This is a genomic window from Paenibacillus sp. FSL R5-0623 (assembly GCF_037974265.1).
In the GTDB taxonomy this organism is placed as follows: Bacteria; Bacillota; Bacilli; order Paenibacillales; family Paenibacillaceae; genus Paenibacillus.
Window position 1 is genome coordinate 4,667,188 of record NZ_CP150233.1, and the last position, 24,881, is coordinate 4,692,068.

Annotated in this window: 22 protein-coding genes and 2 tRNA genes; 2 read left to right on the forward strand and 22 right to left on the reverse strand. The window is 47.0% G+C overall.

What is annotated here, in order from left to right:
• Window positions 1–31 precede the first annotated feature (31 nt).
• Window positions 32–1,180, reverse strand: coding sequence for an ATP-binding protein (locus tag MKY92_RS20515; RefSeq protein WP_339297451.1), 1,149 nt, complete (start codon window positions 1,178–1,180; stop codon window positions 32–34).
• A gap of 316 nt (window positions 1,181–1,496) precedes the next feature.
• On the opposite strand from MKY92_RS20515, the gene MKY92_RS20520 reads away from it, so the two are divergent.
• Both MKY92_RS20520 and MKY92_RS20525 read left to right on the forward strand, forming a co-directional pair.
• Window positions 1,497–1,685 (forward strand): DUF6199 family natural product biosynthesis protein, encoded by a 189-nt coding sequence (locus MKY92_RS20520; protein ID WP_051447369.1) that lies wholly within the window; start codon window positions 1,497–1,499, stop codon window positions 1,683–1,685.
• Window positions 1,686–1,825: 140 nt separating this feature from the next.
• Window positions 1,826–3,049 carry an MFS transporter gene (locus MKY92_RS20525; protein WP_339297452.1) on the forward strand — a complete coding sequence of 408 codons (1,224 nt, stop codon included), beginning with the start codon at window positions 1,826–1,828 and terminating at the stop codon, window positions 3,047–3,049.
• A 41-nt stretch (window positions 3,050–3,090) separates the two neighbouring features.
• On the opposite strand, the gene MKY92_RS20530 is transcribed toward MKY92_RS20525, so the two are convergent.
• The 21 genes from MKY92_RS20530 to pyrR form a co-directional block, all read right to left on the reverse strand.
• Complete coding sequence (locus tag MKY92_RS20530; protein WP_036614785.1) at window positions 3,091–3,420, reverse strand: DUF1904 family protein; 330 nt, start codon at window positions 3,418–3,420, stop codon at window positions 3,091–3,093.
• A gap of 160 nt (window positions 3,421–3,580) precedes the next feature.
• Window positions 3,581–3,703 (reverse strand): sporulation protein YjcZ, encoded by a 123-nt coding sequence (locus MKY92_RS20535; protein ID WP_083679583.1) that lies wholly within the window; start codon window positions 3,701–3,703, stop codon window positions 3,581–3,583.
• A gap of 116 nt (window positions 3,704–3,819) precedes the next feature.
• Window positions 3,820–4,494: a hypothetical protein gene (locus MKY92_RS20540; RefSeq protein WP_339297453.1), complete on the reverse strand. Its 675-nt coding sequence runs from the start codon at window positions 4,492–4,494 to the stop codon at window positions 3,820–3,822.
• A gap of 171 nt (window positions 4,495–4,665) precedes the next feature.
• Window positions 4,666–4,845, reverse strand: a complete 180-nt coding sequence (locus MKY92_RS20545) for a hypothetical protein (RefSeq protein ID WP_036674855.1) — start codon at window positions 4,843–4,845, stop codon at window positions 4,666–4,668.
• Between the two features lie 145 nt (window positions 4,846–4,990).
• Window positions 4,991–6,547: a tetratricopeptide repeat protein gene (locus MKY92_RS20550; protein ID WP_339297454.1), complete on the reverse strand. Its 1,557-nt coding sequence runs from the start codon at window positions 6,545–6,547 to the stop codon at window positions 4,991–4,993.
• Between the two features lie 236 nt (window positions 6,548–6,783).
• Window positions 6,784–7,206 carry a hypothetical protein gene (locus tag MKY92_RS20555; RefSeq protein ID WP_339297455.1) on the reverse strand — a complete coding sequence of 141 codons (423 nt, stop codon included), beginning with the start codon at window positions 7,204–7,206 and terminating at the stop codon, window positions 6,784–6,786.
• Window positions 7,207–7,389: 183 nt separating this feature from the next.
• Window positions 7,390–7,463: transfer RNA gene (locus MKY92_RS20560), tRNA-Ile, on the reverse strand.
• A gap of 56 nt (window positions 7,464–7,519) precedes the next feature.
• Window positions 7,520–7,593, reverse strand: a tRNA-Met gene (locus MKY92_RS20565).
• 71 nt (window positions 7,594–7,664) lie between these two features.
• On the reverse strand, window positions 7,665–7,829 hold the full coding sequence (locus tag MKY92_RS20570) for a hypothetical protein (RefSeq protein WP_017687342.1): 165 nt from the start codon (window positions 7,827–7,829) through the stop codon (window positions 7,665–7,667).
• A gap of 130 nt (window positions 7,830–7,959) precedes the next feature.
• Window positions 7,960–9,411 (reverse strand): extracellular solute-binding protein, encoded by a 1,452-nt coding sequence (locus MKY92_RS20575; RefSeq protein WP_339297457.1) that lies wholly within the window; start codon window positions 9,409–9,411, stop codon window positions 7,960–7,962.
• 21 nt (window positions 9,412–9,432) lie between these two features.
• Window positions 9,433–10,296 (reverse strand): ABC transporter ATP-binding protein, encoded by an 864-nt coding sequence (locus MKY92_RS20580; protein WP_036614799.1) that lies wholly within the window; start codon window positions 10,294–10,296, stop codon window positions 9,433–9,435.
• Window positions 10,297–10,298: 2 nt separating this feature from the next.
• Window positions 10,299–13,220 carry an FtsX-like permease family protein gene (locus MKY92_RS20585; protein WP_339297458.1) on the reverse strand — a complete coding sequence of 974 codons (2,922 nt, stop codon included), beginning with the start codon at window positions 13,218–13,220 and terminating at the stop codon, window positions 10,299–10,301.
• On the reverse strand, window positions 13,220–14,329 hold the full coding sequence (locus tag MKY92_RS20590) for an efflux RND transporter periplasmic adaptor subunit (RefSeq protein ID WP_339297459.1): 1,110 nt from the start codon (window positions 14,327–14,329) through the stop codon (window positions 13,220–13,222). Before MKY92_RS20590 ends, MKY92_RS20585 begins: the two co-directional genes overlap by 1 nt.
• Window positions 14,292–15,239, reverse strand: coding sequence for an ABC transporter ATP-binding protein (locus MKY92_RS20595; RefSeq protein ID WP_339297460.1), 948 nt, complete (start codon window positions 15,237–15,239; stop codon window positions 14,292–14,294). Before MKY92_RS20595 ends, MKY92_RS20590 begins: the two co-directional genes overlap by 38 nt.
• Before the next feature lie 272 nt (window positions 15,240–15,511).
• On the reverse strand, window positions 15,512–16,153 hold the full coding sequence (gene pyrE / locus MKY92_RS20600) for an orotate phosphoribosyltransferase (protein ID WP_036674850.1): 642 nt from the start codon (window positions 16,151–16,153) through the stop codon (window positions 15,512–15,514).
• Window positions 16,150–16,890, reverse strand: a complete 741-nt coding sequence (gene pyrF, locus MKY92_RS20605) for an orotidine-5'-phosphate decarboxylase (protein ID WP_339301859.1) — start codon at window positions 16,888–16,890, stop codon at window positions 16,150–16,152. Before pyrF ends, pyrE begins: the two co-directional genes overlap by 4 nt.
• A 103-nt stretch (window positions 16,891–16,993) precedes the next feature.
• Window positions 16,994–20,212 carry a carbamoyl-phosphate synthase large subunit gene (gene carB, locus MKY92_RS20610; protein ID WP_047843734.1) on the reverse strand — a complete coding sequence of 1,073 codons (3,219 nt, stop codon included), beginning with the start codon at window positions 20,210–20,212 and terminating at the stop codon, window positions 16,994–16,996.
• A 1-nt stretch (window position 20,213) separates the two neighbouring features.
• Complete coding sequence (gene carA / locus MKY92_RS20615; protein ID WP_047843735.1) at window positions 20,214–21,356, reverse strand: glutamine-hydrolyzing carbamoyl-phosphate synthase small subunit; 1,143 nt, start codon at window positions 21,354–21,356, stop codon at window positions 20,214–20,216.
• 435 nt (window positions 21,357–21,791) lie between these two features.
• Window positions 21,792–23,096 carry a dihydroorotase gene (locus MKY92_RS20620; protein ID WP_339297461.1) on the reverse strand — a complete coding sequence of 435 codons (1,305 nt, stop codon included), beginning with the start codon at window positions 23,094–23,096 and terminating at the stop codon, window positions 21,792–21,794.
• 125 nt (window positions 23,097–23,221) lie between these two features.
• Entirely contained in the window at window positions 23,222–24,136 is a 915-nt protein-coding gene (locus tag MKY92_RS20625) for an aspartate carbamoyltransferase catalytic subunit (protein ID WP_279303086.1), read from the reverse strand.
• Window positions 24,133–24,696: a bifunctional pyr operon transcriptional regulator/uracil phosphoribosyltransferase PyrR gene (gene pyrR, locus MKY92_RS20630; RefSeq protein WP_017687330.1), complete on the reverse strand. Its 564-nt coding sequence runs from the start codon at window positions 24,694–24,696 to the stop codon at window positions 24,133–24,135. The genes MKY92_RS20625 and pyrR overlap by 4 nt, the downstream gene beginning before the upstream one ends.
• Between the last annotated feature and the right edge of the window lie 185 nt (window positions 24,697–24,881).

Below are 24,881 nucleotides of genomic sequence, written 5' to 3' on the forward strand. Positions count from 1 at the left end.
CCGAGACCGCCCGGCTGTCCTGCTTGTTTGATTATCCTACATTGGGAATGGCCTGTTGACGCAGCAATGGCAGTGTAACGTCAAACTGTGTACCTTTCCCCTCGGTACTCTCCACTGAAATCTGACCGTTCATCAGTTCCAGCAGTTCTTTGCAGATGGTCAGACCCAGACCGCTTCCGCCAAATCGGCGCGCATGGGAGATGTCGGTCTGAGTAAATGCATCAAACAATTGTTCGATCTGATGCTGGGGAATGCCAATCCCCGTATCACGCACAGAGAACATCAGTACAACGGTATCCATCAGTTGTTGCCTCACATCCACCTGTAACTGCACTTCACCTTGTTCTGTAAACTTGATCGCATTACTCAGTAAATTATCCAGTACCTGCCGAAGTCTTAGCGGATCACCGATAAGCACATCCGGAACATTCAGATCAGCATGACAGAGCAGACGTATGTGTTTATTCCGTGCCGCAGGCTCATGTGTCTTTACAATCTGTTGAATCAGCTTTAGAGGTTGAAACTCAATGTTTTCAACATCCATTTTGCCTCTGCCCAGTTTCGCCATATCCAGGCTATTGTTAATGATGTTAAGTAGCGCCTCACCTGATTGACGTGCTAACTCCAGATATTCTTTCTGCTCATCCGTAGTTTCACCCATACCGACAAGTTCAATCATACCCATAATGCCGTTAAGCGGGGTACGAAGCTCGTGATTCAGCTTGCCGATGAATTCCAATTGCCCTCTGCTGTTCATCTCAGCCATGGAAGCGGCAAACTTCAATTGCTGTTCAGCATACTTCCGTTCTGAAATATCGTATTGAATGCCTACAAAATATAAACACTCTCCGGATTCATTAAAGATTGGATCAATATTCAGTTCGTTCCAGAACTTCTGACCACTTTTTGTATAATTTAAGATATCAATCTTAATGGATTGTTGTTTCTTTAATGCATCACGGATCTGCATTACCGTTTCGGAGTCTGTATCCTGCCCTTGCAAAAATCGGCAATTGAGTCCGACAGACTCTTCATACGTGTATCCTGTCAGCCGGGTAAAGTGTTCGTTAACATACATGAGCGGAAGCTCAGGCAAGGTAGCATCGACCACCGTCACGGAGGATTTCACTTTCGAGATGATAAATTCCCATTGTAATGGGAGTTGATTATGTTGGCTCATGCCTTCCTCCTTCATCTCATACACGTTACTATTTGTATATTCTCTTTTCGTACTTTATATGAAGATACAACTAACCGAATGGTATGTGTTGATATAAAACCAATATATTATAATTGTAACACAGTTATTCAAGTCATGTGGTTCTTGGGTAATAGTTGATAACTAACATCCCACAATAATCTAACAACTCATCAGGAGGAACATACATGAAATTTCTGTTAATTATCATCATTATCATTTTGATTGTAGTGTTTTTTACCAGACGCAAACGTTAAGATAAGATCCGTTATGTAAGAAGTGAGAAAGGAAGATGGGTATGAGAACCCTCTTTTTTATATTCATGGTACTCTGTATCATCAATCTCTGTTTCCCAAAATTCGGCTGGTATCTGCGCTATGGCTGGATTTCCCGGGGTGAAGCCGAACCCAGCAGACCTTATATGACTATGGTCAGAACGACCAGCCTGCTGATGTTACTTATCGCCTTCACACTCGCTATGGCATGAATTATAGGCATTAGAAGATGACTGCCCTGTTGGGCAGTTTTTTTGTGATGAAATGACGAGAAAATGATAACTTTGTTTGTGGTGCAATGATGACAATGCCCGTAATATAGATATATCGTTTCGGAAAGGACATCATTGGCATGAACATCGCATTTTATCCGTACTGGGCCGCCAAAACGCTGCTCTCGCTTATTAATGTCATATATATCATGGTCATTACTACATTTATATACGGTCTCACTGGATCGGTACTCTCTGCTGCAATGTTTCCACTGATTCAGATCATTGCACGCATAATAGCAGGTCTCACTTTGCCATTACTTGTGAACCGTTTCCCATTCTCCAGACTATTGACCATCATTTCCATAACCAAAACATTCATCATGACCTGTATAGCCATTTCGTTGAATCACTTGATTTCACAACTGCCGCTTCTATTGCTCGGAGTGGTCATACTATCCTTTTTGGACGGATGGGAAACTCCGTTACTGAATGCTTTAACACCACGATTGGTTCAAGGAGAAGACCTTGTGAAAGCAAATAGCCTACTATCTTTCTCCATTCAGACTGTAACCATTGTCGGTTATGCCATGACTGGATTCGCCGTGATGAACTGGGGGGCGTCACAGACATTCTGGGCAGCTACAAGCCTGTCCTGGGCCGTTCTGATCTTCATGATTGCCATGGGTTCGCTCACACGGAATGTAGAACAACCTCAGAAATCTGCTGTATCGCGGAATGTATTGAGGGAAGGTTGGAGTATACTTTGGAAGAATCCATCAGTACGGCTGATTACGCTTATGGACATTGCCCAAGCACTTGCGGGTTCCATCTGGATCGGAGCTGTTACGCTGGCCTTTGCAAAAGAAGCTCTGGGACGAGGAGAAGGTTGGTGGGGACTCATGAACTCGAGTTACGCTGCTGGAACCATGCTTGGAGGTATTCTGGCTCTTGCACTAGCCAAACGTATTCAGAAGCATCTAATCGCTAGTATGACCATGGGTTCTCTTCTCTTCAGCCTTCTGATCGTCGTTTATGGTCTAAACAACCTGCCATGGCTCGCTCTGGTGTTATGCATACTGATGGGTCCAGTTCATCAGATTCGTGATGTGGCTCAGCAGACAGCGCTTCAGAACAGTGTACCTGTCGAATCCCTAACCAAGGTATACGCCACCCATGGCGTCCTGATATCCACGGTTATGAGTGTATCCATAGTTATCTTTGGTCTAGTCGCCGATCAACTGGGCGTTCGGTGGGTATACCTTATCGGTGGAGCCTTGTTTATTGTATCTGCGATATGCTCATTATCGTTGAGCAGAGTTCACAGAAACCATCCCATTGCTAAACATACGAAAAATATGTAAATCAAAAGAGACGAGCAACATTCTGCTCGTCCCTCACAATCTCAATCCAATCGATAATCTGTAAGCGGCTTGCCTTTTTTATAATACAAAGTAGGTGACAATATATTGAAGAAAATGTGCACATCCGGCATATATGCTTCTTCCAAAATAGCTTGCACCGACGATGCAATCCGATTATGAATCTCCTGGTCACGTTGAAACATCAGAATCTCTATAGAAGCCGGAGAAGGTGTTAGCGCTTGTACATCATGACGCTCTGCCTTCATTCTCTCCCTTGGAATATGAGTAATTAGGGCCATCTGCTCTGTAATTTGGGGTACAACTTCCTCTAGCTGAGGACCTGTGAATCCTTTAAAGCGAATAAACGGCATTGCTATCCCTTCAATCTCTGTTAATAGTCTCTTATGTGATTTTAAGCACATTGTTTTCAGATGTCAAATGTCATGGATGGCATATGTTGCTTCTTATAAATAGGAAAGGCCCCGCTGAAGTCTCAGCGGAGCCCACTGTTTGCACGTTTCTACACGTGACTTACAGCCAGAAAGATTTTGTGATGATCACGAGCAGGATGAAAAGTACAAGAATTGCACTTGTGGAAGTCCATCCGCCGCCGAATCCACCAACATTGCCACAACCGTATCCAACTTGACTCATTTGATTGGCCTCCTTTGAATTTCAAGGTATGCCATAACATATGCGTATTCTGCGCAAGTGATCGGGCTATTCGACAAGTTCAACAGCCCATTCATCTGGGATTCATGCCTGGTAACTTAATCAGATGGGTCGATGGAGATTTTCAGTTGTTTTTCTTGTGACTCCTGAGGTGAAGGGTCTGTATTTCCTCTGTCCAGAAAGATTGTACGAGTACGTGTATCACTTCGGGATGCCAGAACAACCTCTCCATCAGGTGTTATACAATAGGCGATCGGAATGGAGATCTCGCTATCACGGTACGAACCATCCGCATGGCTTGTCCCCATGACAATACATTGACGCTTCAAGGCGATCTGTCGAGCCTCTACGACCCACTCACTGTACTGCTCTTCACTGAACATGCCCACACCAATGGAATGCATCACAATGTCCACATTTCCTATATTCTCATTGCGAAATCCTTGCAAGACCAGCTCATCACACAACAAAGTGCTTATTACCCAACCCTGTTCCTGAGCCGTCTCAGAAGGTGTATATTTACCTTTCTCCAATACAATCTCTCCAGCCTTACTGATGATAATCGATCGGTCCTTTGGACGTTCGTCCAACCTGCGATGACCTGATACAATCATGGTTCCATATTCAGCCGCCAGGCGGCAAGCTTCCTCAACATTCTGGTTCAGATAACCTTCAGGAAAAAATAATATATCCGCATCAGGATGTTGCTTGAGTTCAGCTTCAAGCTGCAACAAATCCTGTTCGAGCCTCGGTTGTCCAATAATAATCTTCATCTAGTATCCCCCATTCATAAATAAAAGCCGGTTCATACCTGAATAAGGTACGAAACCGGCTTAAAGGTTGTACGGACAGAACTCCTGCTCATCGTACATCACTTCAAGAGTAATTGTTTCTCATGTTATTGCTCGACGACACAATTACCTTTACAGTTGAATGATATGTAGTTAGGCATTTCTACGTTCAATACTATCATAGATAGCCTGCCCATCATAGCTTCGATCTGTAGCGATATCTTTCACAAAGAGGGCGCTACCTGCAGCACTGTTTGCATTAACAGACAGAACGCTAAATGCACCCACAACCCACATTAATGGATATAATGCAATGGATAAGGCTTTTTTCATGTTTTTGTCTCCTTTGCTGTTGAAATAGATGATTGGTTGAATATCCCATTAATACGATGAATTTCAATTAAAGGTTTCAATTTTTATATAAATATCACCAATTACATCCAACATACATACAGGAGACAAACTAAAATTGTTCCGTTCAGATCAACTCGAAACTCTGGAGCAACGCTGCCGCCTCTTCATGATCAGGTTCCAGAGCCAATACTTTATGCGTATATGACAGGGTTTCTTCTTCCAGTTCAAGTTCATAACAGCACACAGCCAAATCGTATAAGACGGCTGGATTATGGTTACTCGGATCTGCAACCAACGATATCTCCAGAAACCGTTTTGCATCCTCATACATATACATCTCATATAACAGCTGCCCTGCCAGAAATGCGAGCCCCCCTTGCTGCTCCATCACATAGTAGGACGACCACATCGTATGAATTCCAGACTGAATATCAAGCATTTCCTCATCACTTGCATCAGGAAGAAGACTGGAAATGTGGGTAGCACTGTGAATCAGGAACTCAGCATCATATCCACCCAGACGCCAAAACGGCAAAATATGCTTTAACTCCATACTCTCTATTCGAGAGTCTACCCATTGTTTCATGCTGAAAAAGTCATCTGGTCCAAAACGTTCAACAAATCGATGGTAGGCAAGACGTGTGTTCACATAACTGATGGGTTCGTCCACCATCAACATGCACCCAACATTCAGATCTTTGTAATGATGTGTTGTGAATCGTGTATGGGCACCCTGTTGTTCCAAGACATATTGAATGGCATGGTAGTTAGCCGTTAGAGAAAAACTCCCATGAAGAACAAATTCAGGTGGCTCTGCGAACTTCCAGTTATCCAGGCGATGATCCCCTTTATCAGCGGTAATCAACACATAACCTGACTGTGACAGCTTGTTCAACCGTTCGAGACAGGACAACCCGATTGCAGGGAACAGAATGTGTGAATCCTCCAGTTCCTCTTTGTACAACGTGATCAGTTCCTGATACGGATAGTTATCCGCACTGTATTCCGGCGCTCGGCGATACTCATAACTCAGCGTCATGTTCTTCAGCATCTCAGCAGGCTCAAGATCAAGACGACGATCCGGAGACTGAACAAGCAGATCGCACTCATAGATCTCGCCATCCCCAATATAGATTAATTCCTGTGGAATGCTGTCAAAAAAGTAATTAGCAATCAACAACAACGGTTGTTTCAGATCACCGGGCCGAATAACCGTGCCTGCAACGACCAGATTCAATTCCGTATCCGCTACAGCGTCAAAACGTGCAAAATCCACTATACCTTGTTGAATAAAGGATTGCATGGATGGATGCTCTTGCCAACCCAGCACATTCTCCGCTACGAGATCCGTCATCACATATCTGAAAGGTGGTAACTGTATTCCAGCAAATTTCTTTAATTCAAGCAGTTTCAGGAGAATTTGATGTGCCAAACGCCCTACACCCGCTCCAAGTTCAAGAATGGTTACGGTCTCGCTGATCTTTCCTTTGTTCGATAGGTCCTGAAGAAAGCCAAAGATCATCTCTGCATACGCTGTGGCAATCATCGGATTACTGGTAATATATTGAGGGACTTGGTTCTCTGTCCAAGCTTGTAGCCCCTTCTGTTCATAATAAGCTCTCTGCCAATCCCAGACCGGAGCTTCACTGTAACGAAAACGTTGACTTTCATTTGACGTCATTAAACGGAAACCTGCTTTCTATCACTAATTTCATACGTTTCTCAGATGTTCACGTACTATTTTATGTCCAATACCATTCAATTCTCTGTAATGCATTATATCATAGAACACTAAATACTCGATGATGTTCAGTTTTCCCCTTCAACAGGAAAAAAACCTGCTTTTGAGGGCAGGTCCTTGAGGCCTTTCAATAAGAAGACTATTGATCTAGTTTACTTAGGAAAGGACGCTCAACATTAGTCGGAATACACGGCTCCGTCAAAGTTCTCAGGCCCTACACGGATCGTTCCGAGCAAGTTGGAGCTAATAAATGCAGTGTACGTCAATTGAGGCGTGATAGGCGGATTGAAGTCATCCGCAGAGAACGTAATAATCTGAGGTGCAAGGACACTCAAGCTAAACGTAGACGTTGCGGAATAAATCACAGGGTCCGTAGCCAAAGTCCCCCTAACAATTGTGATGGTTACACCAACGAGTGCCAAAGGAAGTTGCACAGCCACCGTTCCTTTGAATTGTACCCGTGGGTTTGCCCCTGCTCCTGCTGTTTGCAGACCAATCTGACCGAATAATTGTGGTGTGTTAATAACGAGGATTGGTATTGCAATAGAGTTAGCCAAACTCGCATTCTGCGAGGTTCTTGCATCAAGAAATTGACTCATGAAATCTACCTCCTATGGGTTGGGATAAGGTAGTATATGCGAGATTTGAGATATGGCGTGGACATACACTGAGATTCGAAAAAAAGGGCATTTTAGAAAGACACCTTTAACAAGATACCTTTACTCCAGAACTTACATGCAGACAGAAAAAAACCCTCGCACTAGGCAAGGGTTTCAAGAGTATGGGCCCTACAGGACTCGAACCTGTGACCAATCGGTTATGAGCCGACCGCTCTAACCAACTGAGCTAAGGGCCCTAGACATAATGTATAACGTGCAGATGATGGCTGTGAATCATCCAAGTGAAACTAAATTGCGGGGGCAGGATTTGAACCTGCGGCCTTCGGGTTATGAGCCCGACGAGCTACCGGGCTGCTCCACCCCGCGTCAGTAAGAAATATTAAAACAGCGACTTAATTAATATACACTATGTCCACCCTATAAGTCAAGGGGTAATGTCAGGGAATAAAACGTACACCGTAACGTCCTTTACGTGATCGATAAACTTCCACTTCCGCTGGTTCATTATGACCGTAAATCCACCCATCTTGCTCCATACGCTTGGCCAGGCATCCTGCCTGAAATTTGGTTGCATACAACTTGCTGAAATATACCCAGTGCATACCGCTCGTCCTTTCCGGAGTCGTCATTTATTCCTGCCTTTTGTAGAATACCCCATTTTCATAAAAATAGCCGCCAAAGATTAAAATCTTCAGCGGCTATCTTATCATGATATGACTACTTCATCAAATCTCATTGAAACGTAGCTTTAGGATCCTTTTTCAATTTCTCCAGCATCTCGTTTCCTTTAGCTGCCCATTCACCAAGCGCTTCTTTTGGTGTCTTTTTGTTCGCGAGTACTTGATTGAAATATTCCATACCTTTTTCATTGACTTGCCATAAGCCTGGGGATTTTTGATACATCTTATCCAGGTTGGTATTTGTTGGCGGGATCGGTTTCAGCGCATAGAATGCTTGAATGTTATAATCCAGGCCGTCTTTGGGCTTGATGAAGCTCTTCCGTGATACCATCTCGTAGCTGCTACGTGCTTTGATCTTAGCCCAGTCCTCACTGTTCATGTACTTGATCAGTTCCCACGCATCATCCGGGTTCTGAGCCGCACTATTAATCGCCATGAGGTTGCTCAGATAGATGCTGCCTCCAATTTCAGGAGCTTCCGGGTGAACTGGAGGTGTTACCACATCCCAATCCACTTTCGTAAAGTCTTTCATTTTATCCGCATTTTTATTGGCATCAATTAATTGATTAATATAGCTGTAATCACCAATAACCATGGCTGACTTGCCACTCAGGAATAGGTCACCCTGTACTGGATCATAACGTCCACTCGGATCCTGATCCTGTGGTTCGTCGCCTTTAGGAATAACTTTGTCAATCGCAAGTTTGCTGATGGTGCTCCATACTTTCTCCCATTGAGGAGAATCTACTGTCATCTTTTCTGCTTTGTCATCAAACGTCTTCAGCTGCAACGAGCTGTAGTACTGTTGCATGGAGTAGTAAGGCGATCCACCCTGATATGTCGTGAAAGAGAAACCAAATACATGGTCTTTACCTTCACCTTTCGTTAGACGGGTACCCAGATTGAAAATATCGTCCCATGTCATGTTGTCCGTTGGCGGTTCCACGCCTGCTTTTTCAAACATGCCCTTGTTATAGAACAAAGCGGATGAGGAGAACGTTGGTGTCAATGCATAAATGCTCTGATCCCCAAGGTCCTTAATTCCCTCCAGTACACTAGGCACAATATCACTGGTATCAAACTTATCTTCCTGCATCAGTGGGTCCAGCTGTTTCACCAGATTCTCCTGAATTAATGATTTCACTGTGGCGGTATCAGCCACGATAACGTCAACCGGGTTATCCCCAGTCATAATCTTTTTCAGACTCTCCATCGTATCCGGAACTTCCGGCTGTTCTTCCGTGTTGCCATACCCATACATGCTGCTCTGATCAACAGCAGCTACAATCTCAATGGTTACATTGGGATGGGTCAACTCAAAAGCATCAGTAAACTGTTGACGGAAATAACTGTCGTCTTGCCCTCCCCACATTGTAGCCACACGTAATACACGTTGCTCTGTATCTTTCGCCTCACTTGCCGTACATCCTGCAATCAGCGGCAATGCAAGCGTCGCAGTAGCCATTACAGCCAGCACACGTTTTCCCCACAACCTGTTCTTCATTTCCCAATTCCCCCTCATTAATTATCTTGGCGGTGTAATAACAATACGTTCACCGTCAAATTCCAATGTCGCCCGGTTATCAATGGATAAGGCCTCCAGATACTCTTTTGGCACCTGAAGTCGTCCTGCACGGTCTATAATGACGAATGCTTCATGGATGTCCGGCATACCCGCCTCGGACAAGTTATGCTCATCATCCAGATTCGGGTTACGCTTCACAAACTCGGTACTGGTCAAGCCGTCCCGAATCGCAACGATCCGGTCTACCTTGCCAGCAAGTGTCAAATCATGGGTAACGATGACAATCGTAACGCCGAGCTCCTTGTTCATTCTTCGGAAAATACCCATGATTGTATCACATGTCTCGGAATCGACCGAACCGGTAGGTTCATCTGCAAGCAGAATTTTGGGACGATTGGATAAGGAGATCGCAATCGCTACCCGTTGTTGCTCTCCTCCTGACAATTGATGCAATTTGTTATGCATCCGATCCTTAAGGCCTACCCATTCGAGCAACTGTTTTGCATAAGCACGATCTCGCTTGCCTCCCAGAATCATGGGAGTCTCCACATTTTCCAGTGCAGTGAGATAAGGCAGCAAGTTACGACCGTTATTTTGCCAGATAAAACCTACCGTATGACGTTTGTATTCGACCAATTGGGCATCTGTCATCTTGAGCAAATCCCAGTCTCCTACAACAGCCGTACCAGCCGTAGGACGATCAAGTCCGCCCAGAATATTCAGTAGCGTGGATTTACCGCTACCGCTGTTACCGATGATGGCCATCATTTCACCTTGATTGACAGTCAGGTTGAGACCCTGAAGGGCAACGACTTCCACATCGCTGGATTTAAAAATTTTGACAAGTCCTTCGCATTGGATCACGTTTACCTCTCCTCTCCCATTTTGACTGCCTGGTGAACCCGCAATCTGCGAATCTGCCAGAGCAACATCGTTGCACCAATGACCAGCATCACTATAGTGACACCATACAGTTGCAACATATCTTGCTGTTCAAACACAATCCGGAACGGAGGTACCTGAGCAGAGACATTATCCGTCGTTTGCAGGAATGGCAGGAATAAACGACTGGATACCTGACCAATTCCAATACCTAACAGGATCGATAGCCCCGCTGTGAACACCTGCTCCAGCAGCAGCATACCGCTCAGTTGTGCCCGGGATAAGCCCATGGCCCGTAATACACCAAACTGCACAACACGTCCGGACAGGTTGAAGAACCAGTACAGCACGTATCCGATCAACGAGATAATAACCGATACCAGGAATCCAAGGCTCAGAATCCCAAATACACCACCTCTTGACGGATGTTTACCCTGAGATACCAATTCGGTACGTACGTCACGCACAGAAGATAACTCGATGCCTTCTGCTGCGAGCTTCTCCATTAATGGAGCCACTTTGGCATCCGGTTCCATTTTCAGCCATACCTCATAAGGAATCAAAGGTACCTGGTCATAGATATAATCCAGATTCGCCACGAAGAATGGCATCTGATCCGGATACTGGGCTGGCCAGTAAGGAATGATCCCAAACACGACGAATTCAATCGCCTGTCCCTGTACACCCATGGAGACGAGGTCTCCAGTTTTGAGTTTGAACTTGTCAGCAAATTTGGAAGAGATCAATACAGCCCCTTCATATTTTCCAAGCAAGTCAAGGTACTTGTAAGGATGTGCCGGGAACAGATCGTTGCGGAACCAAGCCACTTGAGCAAAGTCCACATTATCAATTCCGACCAGCATTCCCTGTCCACCCGATTTACCAGAGACGATAATATTGCCTTTGGTCTGCAGCACGCGTGCTGCATGTTCAACCCCGTCTAATCTGCGGAACACTTCGAATGGAGGTTCGGAGTAGATGACTTTGGATGGCTGCGAAGAACCGCCACCACCACCTGGAGCACCTCCACCGCCATTGCCTCCGCCGGAACCACCACCAGCAGAACCTCCTCCTCCATTGCCACCACCTTGTTGACCTCCACCCGTACCGCCGTTCTGTCCGGAACCACCGGGTTTAACCTCAGGTGTTCCTTCCCATACAGTCTGCATAATCACATCAGAACCATAACGGTACAAGGTACGCTCAGTGGAATTCAGATCAATCGTCCGAGCTGCAGCCGAGTTGTACACCCCAAGTCCCAGTGTCAGTACAAGGAGGATCATCAGCGGATAATATGAAGAAGATGAACGCGATAACTGCGTTAATGTCAGATACAACGGGACCGGGAGAAACTTGCGACCGATCAACTGAATAAGCTTTAATATCCACGGGAACAAGCGCAGGAAGAATAATCCAAGCGCAAAGATCGCGAGTGCGGGTACAAAGAATAGAAACGGCTGTACCTGCAACTGATCGGTTGTCATTCCGGTCTGGAAGGTCAACATCTGACGTTCATAGAACAGGTAGTATCCATATCCAGCCAGACCCAGCAACACAACGTCCAGGAACCAGCGCTGCCATACTGGAGCACGGTCTGTTCGTGCTTGCCGCCGTTTGGCAGATACAATGGTTGCCCGTGCATAGGTTATCGCAGGGATAAGTGATGCGATGATCGCTACAAGGACCGCTGCTACTCCCAGGAGAATAGCTTCTTTTGATACACCGATCGGAATAGACTTCCGATCTACGAACGAGAGAAAGCCACTTGCTGAACCAATACTCTTGGCCATAAACCAACCGAGCAACGGCCCAATAACCAGCGCAATAGCGCCCAGAAATATGCCTTCAAGCAAGTAGAGAGAGAAGATCTGCCGAGCTGAAGCTCCACGACTGCGCAATACCGCAATATCACTCTCTTGCTTCTGTAATGACTGTCTGGCGTTCATCGCAATAAAATAAAAGACCATCGCAATCATCGGTGCTGCCAAGGTAAACAACATGGTCTGCAATTGCAGACTCTGACTGCGGAACTGCTTGAGCAGATCACCAAAGGTGATGTCCACTTTTGTATCTTTCAGCCGCTGGTACAGATCGATATCCAGCCTTTCCAGCATGGAAGTCAGACCTGATAACTGGCTGGTTTGAATTTCTTTCAGATCAAAGGCATAATACCAACGTGAATTTTGAAGTGGAATCCCTTTTTCCTTCAGTAAAACATCATTAAAAACCGATTCATCCACATATAGTCCATTCATCATGCCGTCAAATCCTTGTACCCAGTAAGGGCTGTTTGGATCATCTGCCTTGAAGGACCCCGTAATCTTTACACGTAACGTGATATCAAGACCGCTATACACCGGATATTCCAGAATATCGCCGATATGCAGGTCGTTACGGTACATCCCCTCTTCCAACATGACTGCCTCGATCGTGTCATCTTTGACCTGGTTTCCAGGTTTCACCCCGGCAGAGTAATTCACCTGTGCATCCAGCCCACTCATCGTACCCAGACTCATACTGCGCGCCCTGCTGGCATCCACTTTGGTTGGATCTTCCGGGCTCACCTCTGTGCTGCGAATGGATCTGGAATTCACATACGTATGAAAAGGAAACCCAATATCGCGAGGGACATCCTCACGAATATAACGATCTACTTCGTCCAGACCCCGAGTGTCTGTCTTCACGCCACCAGGTGCCTGATAACTCATAAGCAACGAACCGGCTGGCAACCCTTCACTGTTATCCTGCAGCGTTTGCGCGACGACCCGTTTCAACGCACCATCGGCATACATTGGAATACTGACGGTGAACGCTACCGCCACAATCAATCCGATCAGTGTGCTGAAGGTCATCCAGCGCGTGTTCCACATTTTGCGGAACAGTAGCCGAAGCAATGGCAGCCCCATTAGCGTCCCACTACTTTCTGACCTACGGTCAGACCTTTCAGAATCTCGACATCTGTCGATGTCTGCTGTCCAACTTCAACGTCCACTTCACGCTTGCTGCCATCACTCTCCACCACTTGTACATACGTTCTTGAACCGATGGAGCGTAAAGCGGATACAGGAATCACAATTGCGTTCTCGGTACGCTGCGTTACAATCGAGACCGTTAGTGGTGTGCCACGTTCGACGCCTTTTGGCATTTTTGCAAGTGTAACGATAACATACTTATCCAGCGTTTCCTTGGTTGGAGGCGTACCGCCTTCACCCGTCCCTTCGCCACTGCCACTTCCCGATGCTTCCGCAATAGGCATAACTTTAATTTTGCCAGCCACTTTACCAGCTCCATTAATATCTACTTCTGCCTTCATACCAGCGGAGAACTTCTCCAGATCTTCCTTGGCAAAGGTAGCTGCCACAACCAGATTGGATGTATCCGCAATCGTAGCAATCGGATCATACGCTTTCACGGTTGCACCCTTCTCTACCTGCACTGCAATAACGGTGCCGCCAAACGGAGCTGTCAACGTGGCTTTGCCCAGTTGTTCCTCCAGATCAGCGAGTTCCTGGCGTAGTTCTTCAAACGCAATCGTTGATTCTTCGAACTCTACCGGGTCCATCTCATCCTTCTTGCGGAGTGTTTCCTTCATTTGAACTTCGGATTTGCGAATAGCCAGTTTCTTGCCACGGATCTCCTTTTCTACACTCTCCACATCGAGGACAGCAAGAAGTTGACCCTTTTTCACTTTATCCCCTGGTTTAACATTTAACTCTTTGACATGCATGCCATCAAGCGTGAAGTACACCTTCTCTTCCCGCTGACTCATCATCTTGCCGCTACCACTTACTTTTTTCTCCAACGTTTCCGTCCGGACTTCATATTCCGGTTTCTTGGAGATCGTTGGTGGTGTGATAGGCGGAAGCACTTCTTCCTCTGTTTCTGACGGCAGCAATGAGCAGCCCGACATCGTTGCAACCATTATCGCACCAAGTACAATAAGTGCTGCGCGTTTCCCCCTCTTCGGAGCGGCCCCTTTACTTGATAAATCTGCCGTCCGCCATTTCATAAACATGGTCCGCAACCTCCAAAATTGTAGGATCGTGTGTAGTCATACATATTGTTACTTGTTCTACTTCAATAATATTGCGGAATACGGCCATGACCTGAGCGCCCATCTTGGAATCCAGTTCCGCTGTAGGCTCATCCGCAAGCAACAATCTGGGTCTATGGGCAATCGCCTTGGCTATAGCCACCCGCTGTTGCTCTCCCCCCGACATCTCGAAAGGTCGATGCTTCACCCGTTTGGAGAGTCCAACCAGATCCAGACAGTGGCCAACCCTGTCCTTCCACTCCGCTCGCGGAACGTCCGCCATGCGCAGCGACAGTTCTACATTTTCCCAAGCAGATAATAAGGGCATGAGTGCATATGCCTGAAAAATAAAACCGATCTCTTTGCGCCGCAAAGCGGTCCGTCGCCGATCTCCCCAATCCTGAAGAGGCTGACCGGAGAACAGAATGTCTCCACTTGAAGGCTGATCCAGTCCACCGAGCATATTCAGCAGTGTTGTTTTGCCTGAGCCTGATCGCCCCTTCAGCATGACCAGTTGTTGCGGATTCACTTCCATATCAATGCCTTTGAGCACATGGATGATACGACTGCCTGTCTGGAAACTGCGATGCACGTTACGCACCTCCAGTACAGGTCCATCATATGGAGGCAGCATATCCTTCTTTGGTTTGATCTTCTTCTGGGGTTCCTCAACGGTAGTGACAGCAGCTGCAGCCACTTCATCTGAAGCGATTTCACTTTCAGGTAACGGAGGTTTATTCGTCGGGTAATCGTGTTCATTGTTGTATGTATTTTCCCCCGACTCCGTCGATGTCTCCAACGGTGTTTCCCCCTGTTGATGTTCATCGCCTGACTGGCTCTTGGCAGGTCTTTTTCTGAGAAATAAATTCTTCATGCCAGCAATCACGCTCATCCTTTCTTGAAATCCCGTTCATTTCTTCAAAAAACCTAAAATTAGAAATCTGTTCCATCCTACACTGAATTATAAACGACCGATCCCAACTAAAAGTTACAAGCTTTTTACAACGGTAGAGTGAAAAAGTTAATATTTTGATGAACAAACAAAAAAAGCACCCCAAAGTGCGGGATGCCTCTTGTATATTCGATGGTTTTGCCGCTATGACGTCAATCATTACAATTTTGATACCGTTCACTCATGAACATTTTTTTGGGGTATCAATGATATTATTTACCAAATGAAGAAGGATCTTCACGCCAGGATTTGAGCAATTCAAAGTCACTCTCCTGAATCGTTCCCTGAGCCAAAGCCACATCCATCAAAGCCGTATAATTGGACAGCGTCTGAAGTGGAATTCCAGCATCTTCAAATGCTTTAACACCTTTATCCAGCTGGTAGCTGAAAATGGCAAGTACGGCCAACGGTGTTGCACCTGCTACACGTACAGCTTCGGCTGCTTTGATCGAACTGCCACCTGTAGAGATCAGATCTTCGATGACAACCACTTTCTGTCCTTCGGTAATCAGACCTTCGATCAGGTTCTCCTTGCCGTGTCCTTTGGCTTTATCACGAATGTAGGCCATTGGCAGATTCAGCTTCTGAGCCACCCAGGCAGCATGCGGGATACCTGCGGTTGCCGTACCTGCAATGACTTCTGCATCAGGGTATTGGTTACGAATAATCGTTGCAAAGGCTTCAGCGATATCGTTGCGAATCTCGGGATAAGACATCGTTAAACGGTTATCGCAATATATTGGTGATTTGATGCCGGATGTCCATGTAAATGGCTGCTGCGGACGTAACGCCACGGCTTTGATTTTCAACAGTTGGGAAGCAATATGATTCGGAATCTCATTCAGTTCGATCATGCGTTCAACATCTCCTTCAAAATGGTTTCTGCCGCTTCACGCGGATTGGGAGCGCCTGTAATGGGTCTGCCTACAACAATGTAATGACTGCCTCTGGCGATGGCTTCACCTGGCGTCAAGACGCGTGTCTGATCTCCCAGACCGCTACCCGCTGGACGAATTCCTGGTGTAACGGTATGAAAAGCACTGCCACACGCTGCCCGAATTGCGGGCACTTCCAGTGGAGAAGCAACAACCCCATCGAGTCCGGCCTCTTGGGCTAGTCCTGCATAACGGACCACAGCAGCTTCCACACTTCCCGGGATGCCAATCTCGTTATTCATCGTTTCCAGACTTGTACTGGTCAGTTGGGTGACTGCAATGATCTCGGGCTTGCTAAGGGAAGGGTCGGCAGCGATTGCTGCCTCAGCACCTTCACGTGCAGCACGCATCATGAGGGTTCCACCCGCTGCATGTACATTGAACATGTCTACCCCAAGACGTGTGATACTTTCAGCACCGCCACGAACGGTGTTGGGAATGTCATGCATTTTCACATCTAGAAAAACGGAGTAACCTTTGGATTTCAGCTCCCGAATAAAGTCCGGTCCTGCTGCGTAGAACAGCTGCATACCCACCTTGAGATAACAGGGAATGCCCTCAAGAGCTTGTACCAATTCTTTCGCTTCTTCCGCTCCAGGATAATCCAGTGCCACCATCAGACGGCCAGCCATTTCATTGAAACTCGCTTGGTTCATCACCAGCGCTCCCCTCCACTTGCTCATTTTTTCCGTTTTTGCCCGATATAAAGGACATCCCGCCAGCCCGCAGGCTGACTGATGTCCTTCATCAGAGAGTTATTTATTTTACAAAGACAGGCATTGCTTCCGAAGAGAAGTTGATCGTTTGCAGCATGATCAGCAGCGCACGAATCGTATCCAATGAAGTCATACATACAATGCCGTTTTCTACCGCTTCACGACGGATACGGAAACCATCACGCTGCGGTGTTTTGCCTTTGGTGAGTGTATTGAAGACAAAGTTTGCTTCGCCGCTACGGATCATATCCAGAATGTTCGGCGAACCTTCACTTAATTTGTTAACAGTCGTTACCGGAATGTTCGCTGCTTCAAGCGCAGCTGCTGTTCCGCCGGTAGCCATGATTTTGTAACCCAGTCTGTAGAAACCTTCGAGCAAAGGAACCGCTTCGTCTTTGTCTTTGTCTGCTACAGTTACTACGATCGCTCCGGTTGCCGGAATTTTCATTCCTGCACCGATGAGACCTTTGAACAACGCTTTAGCGTAATTCGGGTCACGGCCCATAACCTCACCTGTAGACTTCATCTCAGGTCCGAGGGTTGGTTCTACACGACGCAGCTTCGCGAAGGAGAAGACCGGAACTTTAACAGATACATGATCCGATTCAGGCCACAGCCCGTCAACATAACCAAGATCTTTCAGTTTCACACCCAGAATGGCTTGTGTTGCCAAGTTCGCCATCGGAATGTTGGTTACTTTGCTCAGGAATGGTACGGTACGGGATGAACGCGGGTTCACCTCGATAATGTACACTTGGCCATCATGGATAACAAACTGGATGTTGACCAAACCTACCGTTTTCAGTTCTTTCGCAATTTTGATGGTAATCTCTACAATTTTCTCTTTCAAATCCTGGGACAGATGTTGAGGAGGATATACCGCGATGGAGTCACCAGAGTGAACCCCTGCACGCTCGATATGTTCCATGATTCCCGGAATCAATACCGTTTCACCATCACAGATGGCGTCAACCTCAACTTCTTTACCCATCATGTAACGGTCGATCAGGACCGGATGCTCCGGATTGATTTTAACCGCCTGTTCCATGTATGTCAGCAATTCAGCATCGGAGTATACAATCTCCATCGCACGACCGCCGAGTACATAGGAAGGACGAACCAGTACTGGGTAGCCCAGACTTTGAGCTGTTTCTACCGCATCATCAACGGAAATGACCGTTTTACCTTTTGGCTGTGCAATCTCCAGACGGGAGAGCAGACGCTCGAACTTCTTGCGATCCTCCGCCTCATCGATGCTTTCCAGATCCGTTCCGAGAATGGTTACACCTGCATTACGCAGTGGTGCTGCCAGATTGATGGCCGTTTGACCACCGAACTGTACGATAACCCCTACTGGTTTCTCCTGTTCAATCACGTTCATGACATCTTCGAAGAAGAGCGGTTCAAAGTACAGGCGATCCGATGTATTAAAGTCCGTAGACACCGTCTCCGGGTTATTATTAATAATGACTGCTTCATAGCCTGCTTTTTGCAATGCCCATACTGCGTGTACAGTAGAGTAGTCAAACTCAATCCCTTGACCAATCCGGATTGGTCCTGAACCCAGCACCACAACTTTTTTCTTATCTGAAGGAATTACTTCATTTTCTGTCTCGTAAGTTGAGTAGTAATATGGCGTTGTGGCTTCGAACTCAGCCGCGCATGTATCTACCATTTTGTACACTGGGCGCAGGTTCTCTGCTTCCCGACGAGTTCTAACTTCCGCTTCAGTTGTTAATGTGCCTCCTGGCTGACCTTGCGCACGCAGTTCAGCAATGGCACGGTCTGTGAATCCAAGGCGTTTCGCTTGATACAGAATGTCGGAAGACAATTCGGATTCTTCGCGAATGCGATCTTCGAATGCGATCAGACCTTCGATTTTATCAAGGAACCACCAGTCAATCTTGGTCAGATCCTGCAGTTGTTGCAACGTATACCCTCTGCGGAATGCTTCGGCAATCAGGAAGATACGCTCATCATCTGCTTTGATCAGACGTTCGTTCAAGGTAGCTTCGTCCAGCGTTTCGGCATCCTTCAGGTAGAGGCGATGTACGCCAATTTCCAGGGAACGAACTGCTTTGTGGATCGACTCTTCGAATGTCCGGCCAATAGCCATTACTTCGCCTGTTGCTTTCATCTGAGTTCCCAGTTTACGGTTCGCCGAGATGAACTTGTCGAACGGCCAGCGTGGGATTTTGCTCACGATATAATCCAGCGTAGGCTCGAAGCAAGCATACGTTTGGCCTGTTACCGGGTTCACGATTTCATCCAACGTGTAACCCATCGCAATTTTGGCAGCCATTTTTGCAATCGGATAACCCGTTGCTTTGGAAGCCAGAGCCGATGAACGGCTTACCCGTGGATTTACTTCGATAACATAGTATTGGAAGCTGTGTGGGTCCAGTGCAAACTGTACGTTACATCCACCCTCGATGTTCAGGGCACGGATGATTTTCAGGGAAGCTGAACGCAGCATTTGATATTCACGGTCCGACAACGTTTGGCTTGGTGCTACGACGATACTGTCGCCTGTATGAACACCTACCGGGTCAAAGTTTTCCATGTTGCAGACAACGATACAGTTATCGTTTTTATCCCGCATAACCTCATACTCGACTTCTTTCATACCTGCAATGCTCTTCTCGACCAGACATTGCCCTATCGGGCTGTAACGAATTCCCGCTGCCACCGTCTCGCGTAGCTCTTCTTCGTTCGCACAGATTCCGCCGCCAGTTCCGCCCAGTGTATAGGCTGGACGCACGATGATTGGATAACCAATCTCATTTGCAAATTCAAGTGATTCTTCAAGTGTCGTTACGATGACACTCTCTGGTACAGGTTGTTCCAATTCACGCATCAGGTCACGGAACAGATCACGATCTTCCGCTTTCTCGATGGATGTCAGTTGCGTTCCGAGCAATTTTACATTTTCACGTTCCAGCACGCCTGCACGAGCCAGCTCTACAGCCATGTTCAGACCTGTTTGACCACCCAGTGTTGGCAACAAGCCATCTGGACGCTCTTGACGAATGATTTGCGTTACAAAATCCAGGGTGATGGGCTCAATGTATACTTTGTCAGCCATGTTTGTATCTGTCATAATGGTCGCCGGGTTGCTGTTGATAAGTACAACTTCCACGCCTTCTTCTTTCAGTGCCTGGCAAGCTTGTGTACCGGCATAGTCGAACTCGGCCGCTTGACCGATGACGATTGGACCGGAACCAATCACCAGGATTTTTTTGAGATCTTTGTTAATCGGCATGTTATTGTGCTCCTTTCACTGCGGCTGCCAATACGGCTTGACGCGGCTTTTGCGGGTTAGTGATCTTGTGCTCGCGAATCATCTCAATGAAGCGGTCAAACAGATAACTGTTGTCGTACGGACCCGGGGCTGCTTCAGGGTGATATTGAACCGAGAATGCCGGGAATGATTTATGTTTCAGACCTTCAATGGTCTTATCGTTATTGTTGATATGTGTAACTTCCAGATCTGTACTCTTCACAGACTCTTCGTTTACGGTAAATCCATGGTTCTGGGATGTGATGAAACAACGTCCGCTCTCCAGTTCTTTCACCGGGTGGTTTCCTCCGCGATGTCCAAACTTAAGTTTTTCGGTGTCTGCTCCTGCCGCAAGTGCGAACAACTGGTGACCCAGGCAGATACCAAAGATCGGGTATTCGCCAAGCAGTTCACTGATCATGTTAACTGCGTGAGGTACGTCTTTCGGGTCCCCAGGGCCGTTGGACAGTTGGATGCCGTCCGGGTTCAGGCGACGAATCTCGTCTGCTGTTACATCGTGTGGAACAACAACAACGTCACAGTTACGTTTGCTGAGTTCGCGCAAGATTCCTGTTTTAGCACCATAATCCACGAGTACAATACGTTCAGCCGTTCCCGGGCTATTGTAGACATGCTCCGTAGAAGTCATAGGCACCTGGTTACGCAGCTCGGCGATGGTCGTGTCTCCCATCATCTCCAGCAGTTCTTCCACAGGCTTCGATCCTGTTGTGAGAATTCCCTTCATTGTGCCGTGGTGACGAATCCGGCGAGTCAACATGCGTGTATCAATTTCGCTGATTCCTACGATGCCGTATTCTTTGAGCAGATTGTCTACGCTATATTCCGCACGCCAGTTGCTTGGCGTTGGCTCATGACGACGCACGACGAAACCGTGCACGTATGGACGAATCGACTCAAAGTCATCACGCGTAATGCCGTAGTTTCCGATCAGCGGATACGTCATGGTTACGATTTGACCGCAATAGGAAGGATCCGAAAGCACCTCTTGATAGCCTGTAATTCCCGTATTAAAAACGACCTCACCTGTAGTTTCACCTTCAGCACCAAATGCTTTCCCGGTGAACAGTGTGCCGTCTTCCAACAATAATCTTGCCTGTGCCTGCATCCCATTTCACTCCTCTGTGTTTATCAACGTTGAATACTTTGAGTTGAACATGGGGGACTTCACGTTTGGTGCGGCTCCGTGGGCAGAAAACCCTTTGATCGCTGTGATCCTCGGATTACTTTTTATCATTTTTCAAATGATGTAATCCGGTGATAAAGGCGAACGCTTTGCTTCTTCGGGTCTTTTCTGTCCACTCCGCAGTTACGTTGGTGTCCATGTTCAAAAGCATTATTCAACTGTGTTTTGTTTCGTATGTTAGACTCTCGGCACGATTTGCCTCGAGTTAGTTGAAAAGATGTTACTAGTAAATAAGTTATAGATTAAGTTTTACAGTTAAAAAGATTCTTTGTTTCAAAAAAGTTAAGAATTACTGTTACTGATTTAAAGAGTTAAAGATGTAGAGTTACTAATTTATCAATTTACTAAATTACCGTTTTATTGTTGTGCAGTGTTGCTCCATACGCTTTTGCCATCCACCCATGTTTGTGTGGCCCAGCCTTTCAGCTTCCAGCCTGTGAATGGGGTGTTTCTTCCTTTGGTTGCAAACGTTGCAGGATCAACTGCTTTTTCTTCGTTCAGGTCAATCATCGTGATATCCGCTGGTGCTCCCTCTTCCAGTTTGCCTGTATCCAGTCGGAATACACGTGCCGGATCAGCTGTCATACGTTTCACCAGGAAGTCCAAGCTCCACAGTCCTGTTTCCACAAACTTCGTGTACAGCAGCGGGAAGGCAGTTTCGAATCCTACGATTCCGAACGGTGCCAGCTCCATGCCTTTGGCTTTCTCTTCTTCACTGTGTGGCGCGTGATCAGTTACGATCATATCCAGCGTGCCGTCCAGTAAACCTTCGATACAAGCCTGCACATCGCGTGGTGAGCGAAGCGGCGGGTTCATTTTCCAGTTGGCATCCATGCCCGGGATATCTTCATCCGACAACACCAGATGGTGCGGACATACCTCAGCAGTTACTTTAATGCCAATGGACTTTGCTAGACGAATCAGACGAACCGATTGCTCTGTACTTACGTGGCAGACATGGTAATGAACTCCCGTTGCTTCTGCGAGCAGGATATCACGGCCAACGTGGATAGCTTCGGATTCATTTGGAATCCCTTTGATGCCGTGACGCTTCGAAAACTCACCTTCCGTCACATATCCACCAACAACCAGTGAGTCATCTTCACAGTGAGCGATCACGGGCATATCCATGCTTGCCGCGAGGCTCATGGCATCCTTCATCATTTGAGCGTTTTGTACACCTACACCGTCATCTGTGAATCCAATAGCGCCTGCTTCTTTTAATGCGGCAAAATCGGTAAGTTCACGACCCAGTTCGTTTTTTGTAATGGCTGCATAAGGCAACACTTTAACCAGATCAGCTTCTTTGGCTTTATCCAATACCAGTTTCACAACTTCCGCTGTATCTGTTACTGGTCTCGTGTTCGGCATGCAAGCGATCGTTGTAAAACCACCTTGTGCTGCTGAACGGGCACCTGTCTCGATCGTCTCTTTGTGTTCGAATCCAGGTTCACGCAGATGTACGTGCATATCGATCAATCCCGGAATGACCAGTTTGCCTGATGCGTCTGTTACACTTCGCGCTGACTTTTCGGCATCCAGTACGGCTTGGTCTTCCAGACCAGCGATTTTTTTAATTTTACCTTCATCTATAATGATGGTTTTCCGTTCAAGTTCCCCTTGTTGGTTCAAGATGTTCGCGTTTTTTATAATCTGTAGCATAATTGCCCTCCGCTTCGGTCTGTCCGGCTTACCAGGCAAGCCGGATGATTTTCTTTATCGTGTACTCTCTTATTGCTCTATAAGAACTACCGTACCGTCAGCCTATGACCCACAGCCAGACCCTGTTACAGTTTCATCGCACGTTCCATAACCGCCATGCGGATTGGAACGCCGTTTGCCATCTGCGGGAAGATCCGTGATGCTTCACTCTCCACAACCGCGTCATCTACCTCGACATTGCGATTCACAGGAGCAGGGTGCATGATAATGGTGCTTGGTTTTAGGCGTGACGCACGTTCTTCCGTCAATCCGTAGTGTTCGCGATAATCCTCAGCTGAAGTAATCAAGCCATGTTGATGACGTTCCAGTTGAACACGGAGCATCATGACTACATCTGCATCCAGCGCTTCTTCAAGACCGACATAAGGAGCATGCTCTGCGAGTTCTGGTGCCTGCATTGTTTGCGGAGCACAGAAGCGTACATCTGCACCAAACTTTTGCAGTGCCCACAGGTTGGAACGAGCTACACGGCTATGCAGGATGTCACCAATGATGGAAACACGCAAGCCTTTCAGTTCGCCAAATGCTTTCCTCATCGTGTAGAGGTCCAGCAAGGCCTGTGTGGGATGCTCATTGTTGCCGTCTCCAGCGTTCACGAGTGGTACATTCACTTTCTGAGCCAGTTGTTGCAGAACGCCTGCCGGTTTCAACCGGATCACGCCTGCATCAATGCCCATCGACTCAAGTGTTCGTACCGTATCGTAGATCGACTCTCCTTTTTCCACACTGGATGCGGCTGCCGTAAAGTTCAGCACTTGTGCGCCCAGGCGTTTCTCTGCCATTTCGAAAGAGAAGCGGGTACGTGTGCTGTTCTCGAAGAACATGTTCGCAACGAAGCGTGATTCCAGTACAGGAACCAGTTTCTCTTTCTGCGCTTCCCAGTGAGCCGCTCTGTTCAGAATGGACTCGATTTCTCCTCGACTAAGTTCCTTCAGTCCAAGCAAGCTTCGGTCTCTCAATGCTGTCTGTGTAATCATTATGCTTGCTCCCCCCGGTTCTGAGTGATTTTGACTTCGTCCTGTCCGTCCGTTTCCATGAGTGCAACTTCAATCTCCTCTGATTTGGAAGTCGGCACATTTTTGCCGATAAAATCAGGTCGAATCGGAAGTTCCCGGTGTCCGCGGTCTGCGAGCACAGCCAGCTGAATGTTCTGCGGTCTTCCACAGTCCATCAGGGCATCCATCGCTGCGCGAATCGTCCGTCCGGTATAGAGCACATCATCGAACAAAATCACTTTTTTGTTGTGGATCGAAAGTGATTCAGGTGTCATAATCAACATTTCCTTGCGATTCGCTTTATTTTCGTCCAAGCGGTCATCGCGGTAAGGAGTCACATCCAGTTCTCCCCAGGGGACTTTGGCGCCCTCGATTTCTTCAATTTTGGCGGCAATCCGTTCTGCGAGGTAAACCCCGCGTGTGCGGATACCGACCAACACACAATCGTCGATTCCTTTGTTTTTCTCCAATATCTCATGGGCAATCCGTGTTAATGCGCGGCGGATCGCCGTCTCATCCATAATGACATGTGTCTCTGTGCTCATGCGTTAAGCCTCCTCAGGATTTCCCTTCAGCATCATGGCCCCGTGACGAGGAGAAAAAAAAAGACTCCTTGCCGTGTTTATTGGCAAGGAGTCTCCGAACTTCAGACCGCTCTGAAGAAAGTTTACTCTCGGGGATGCATCGCTTCATTTGCCGCAGCAAAAAACGATGTATCGTTCACGTTACC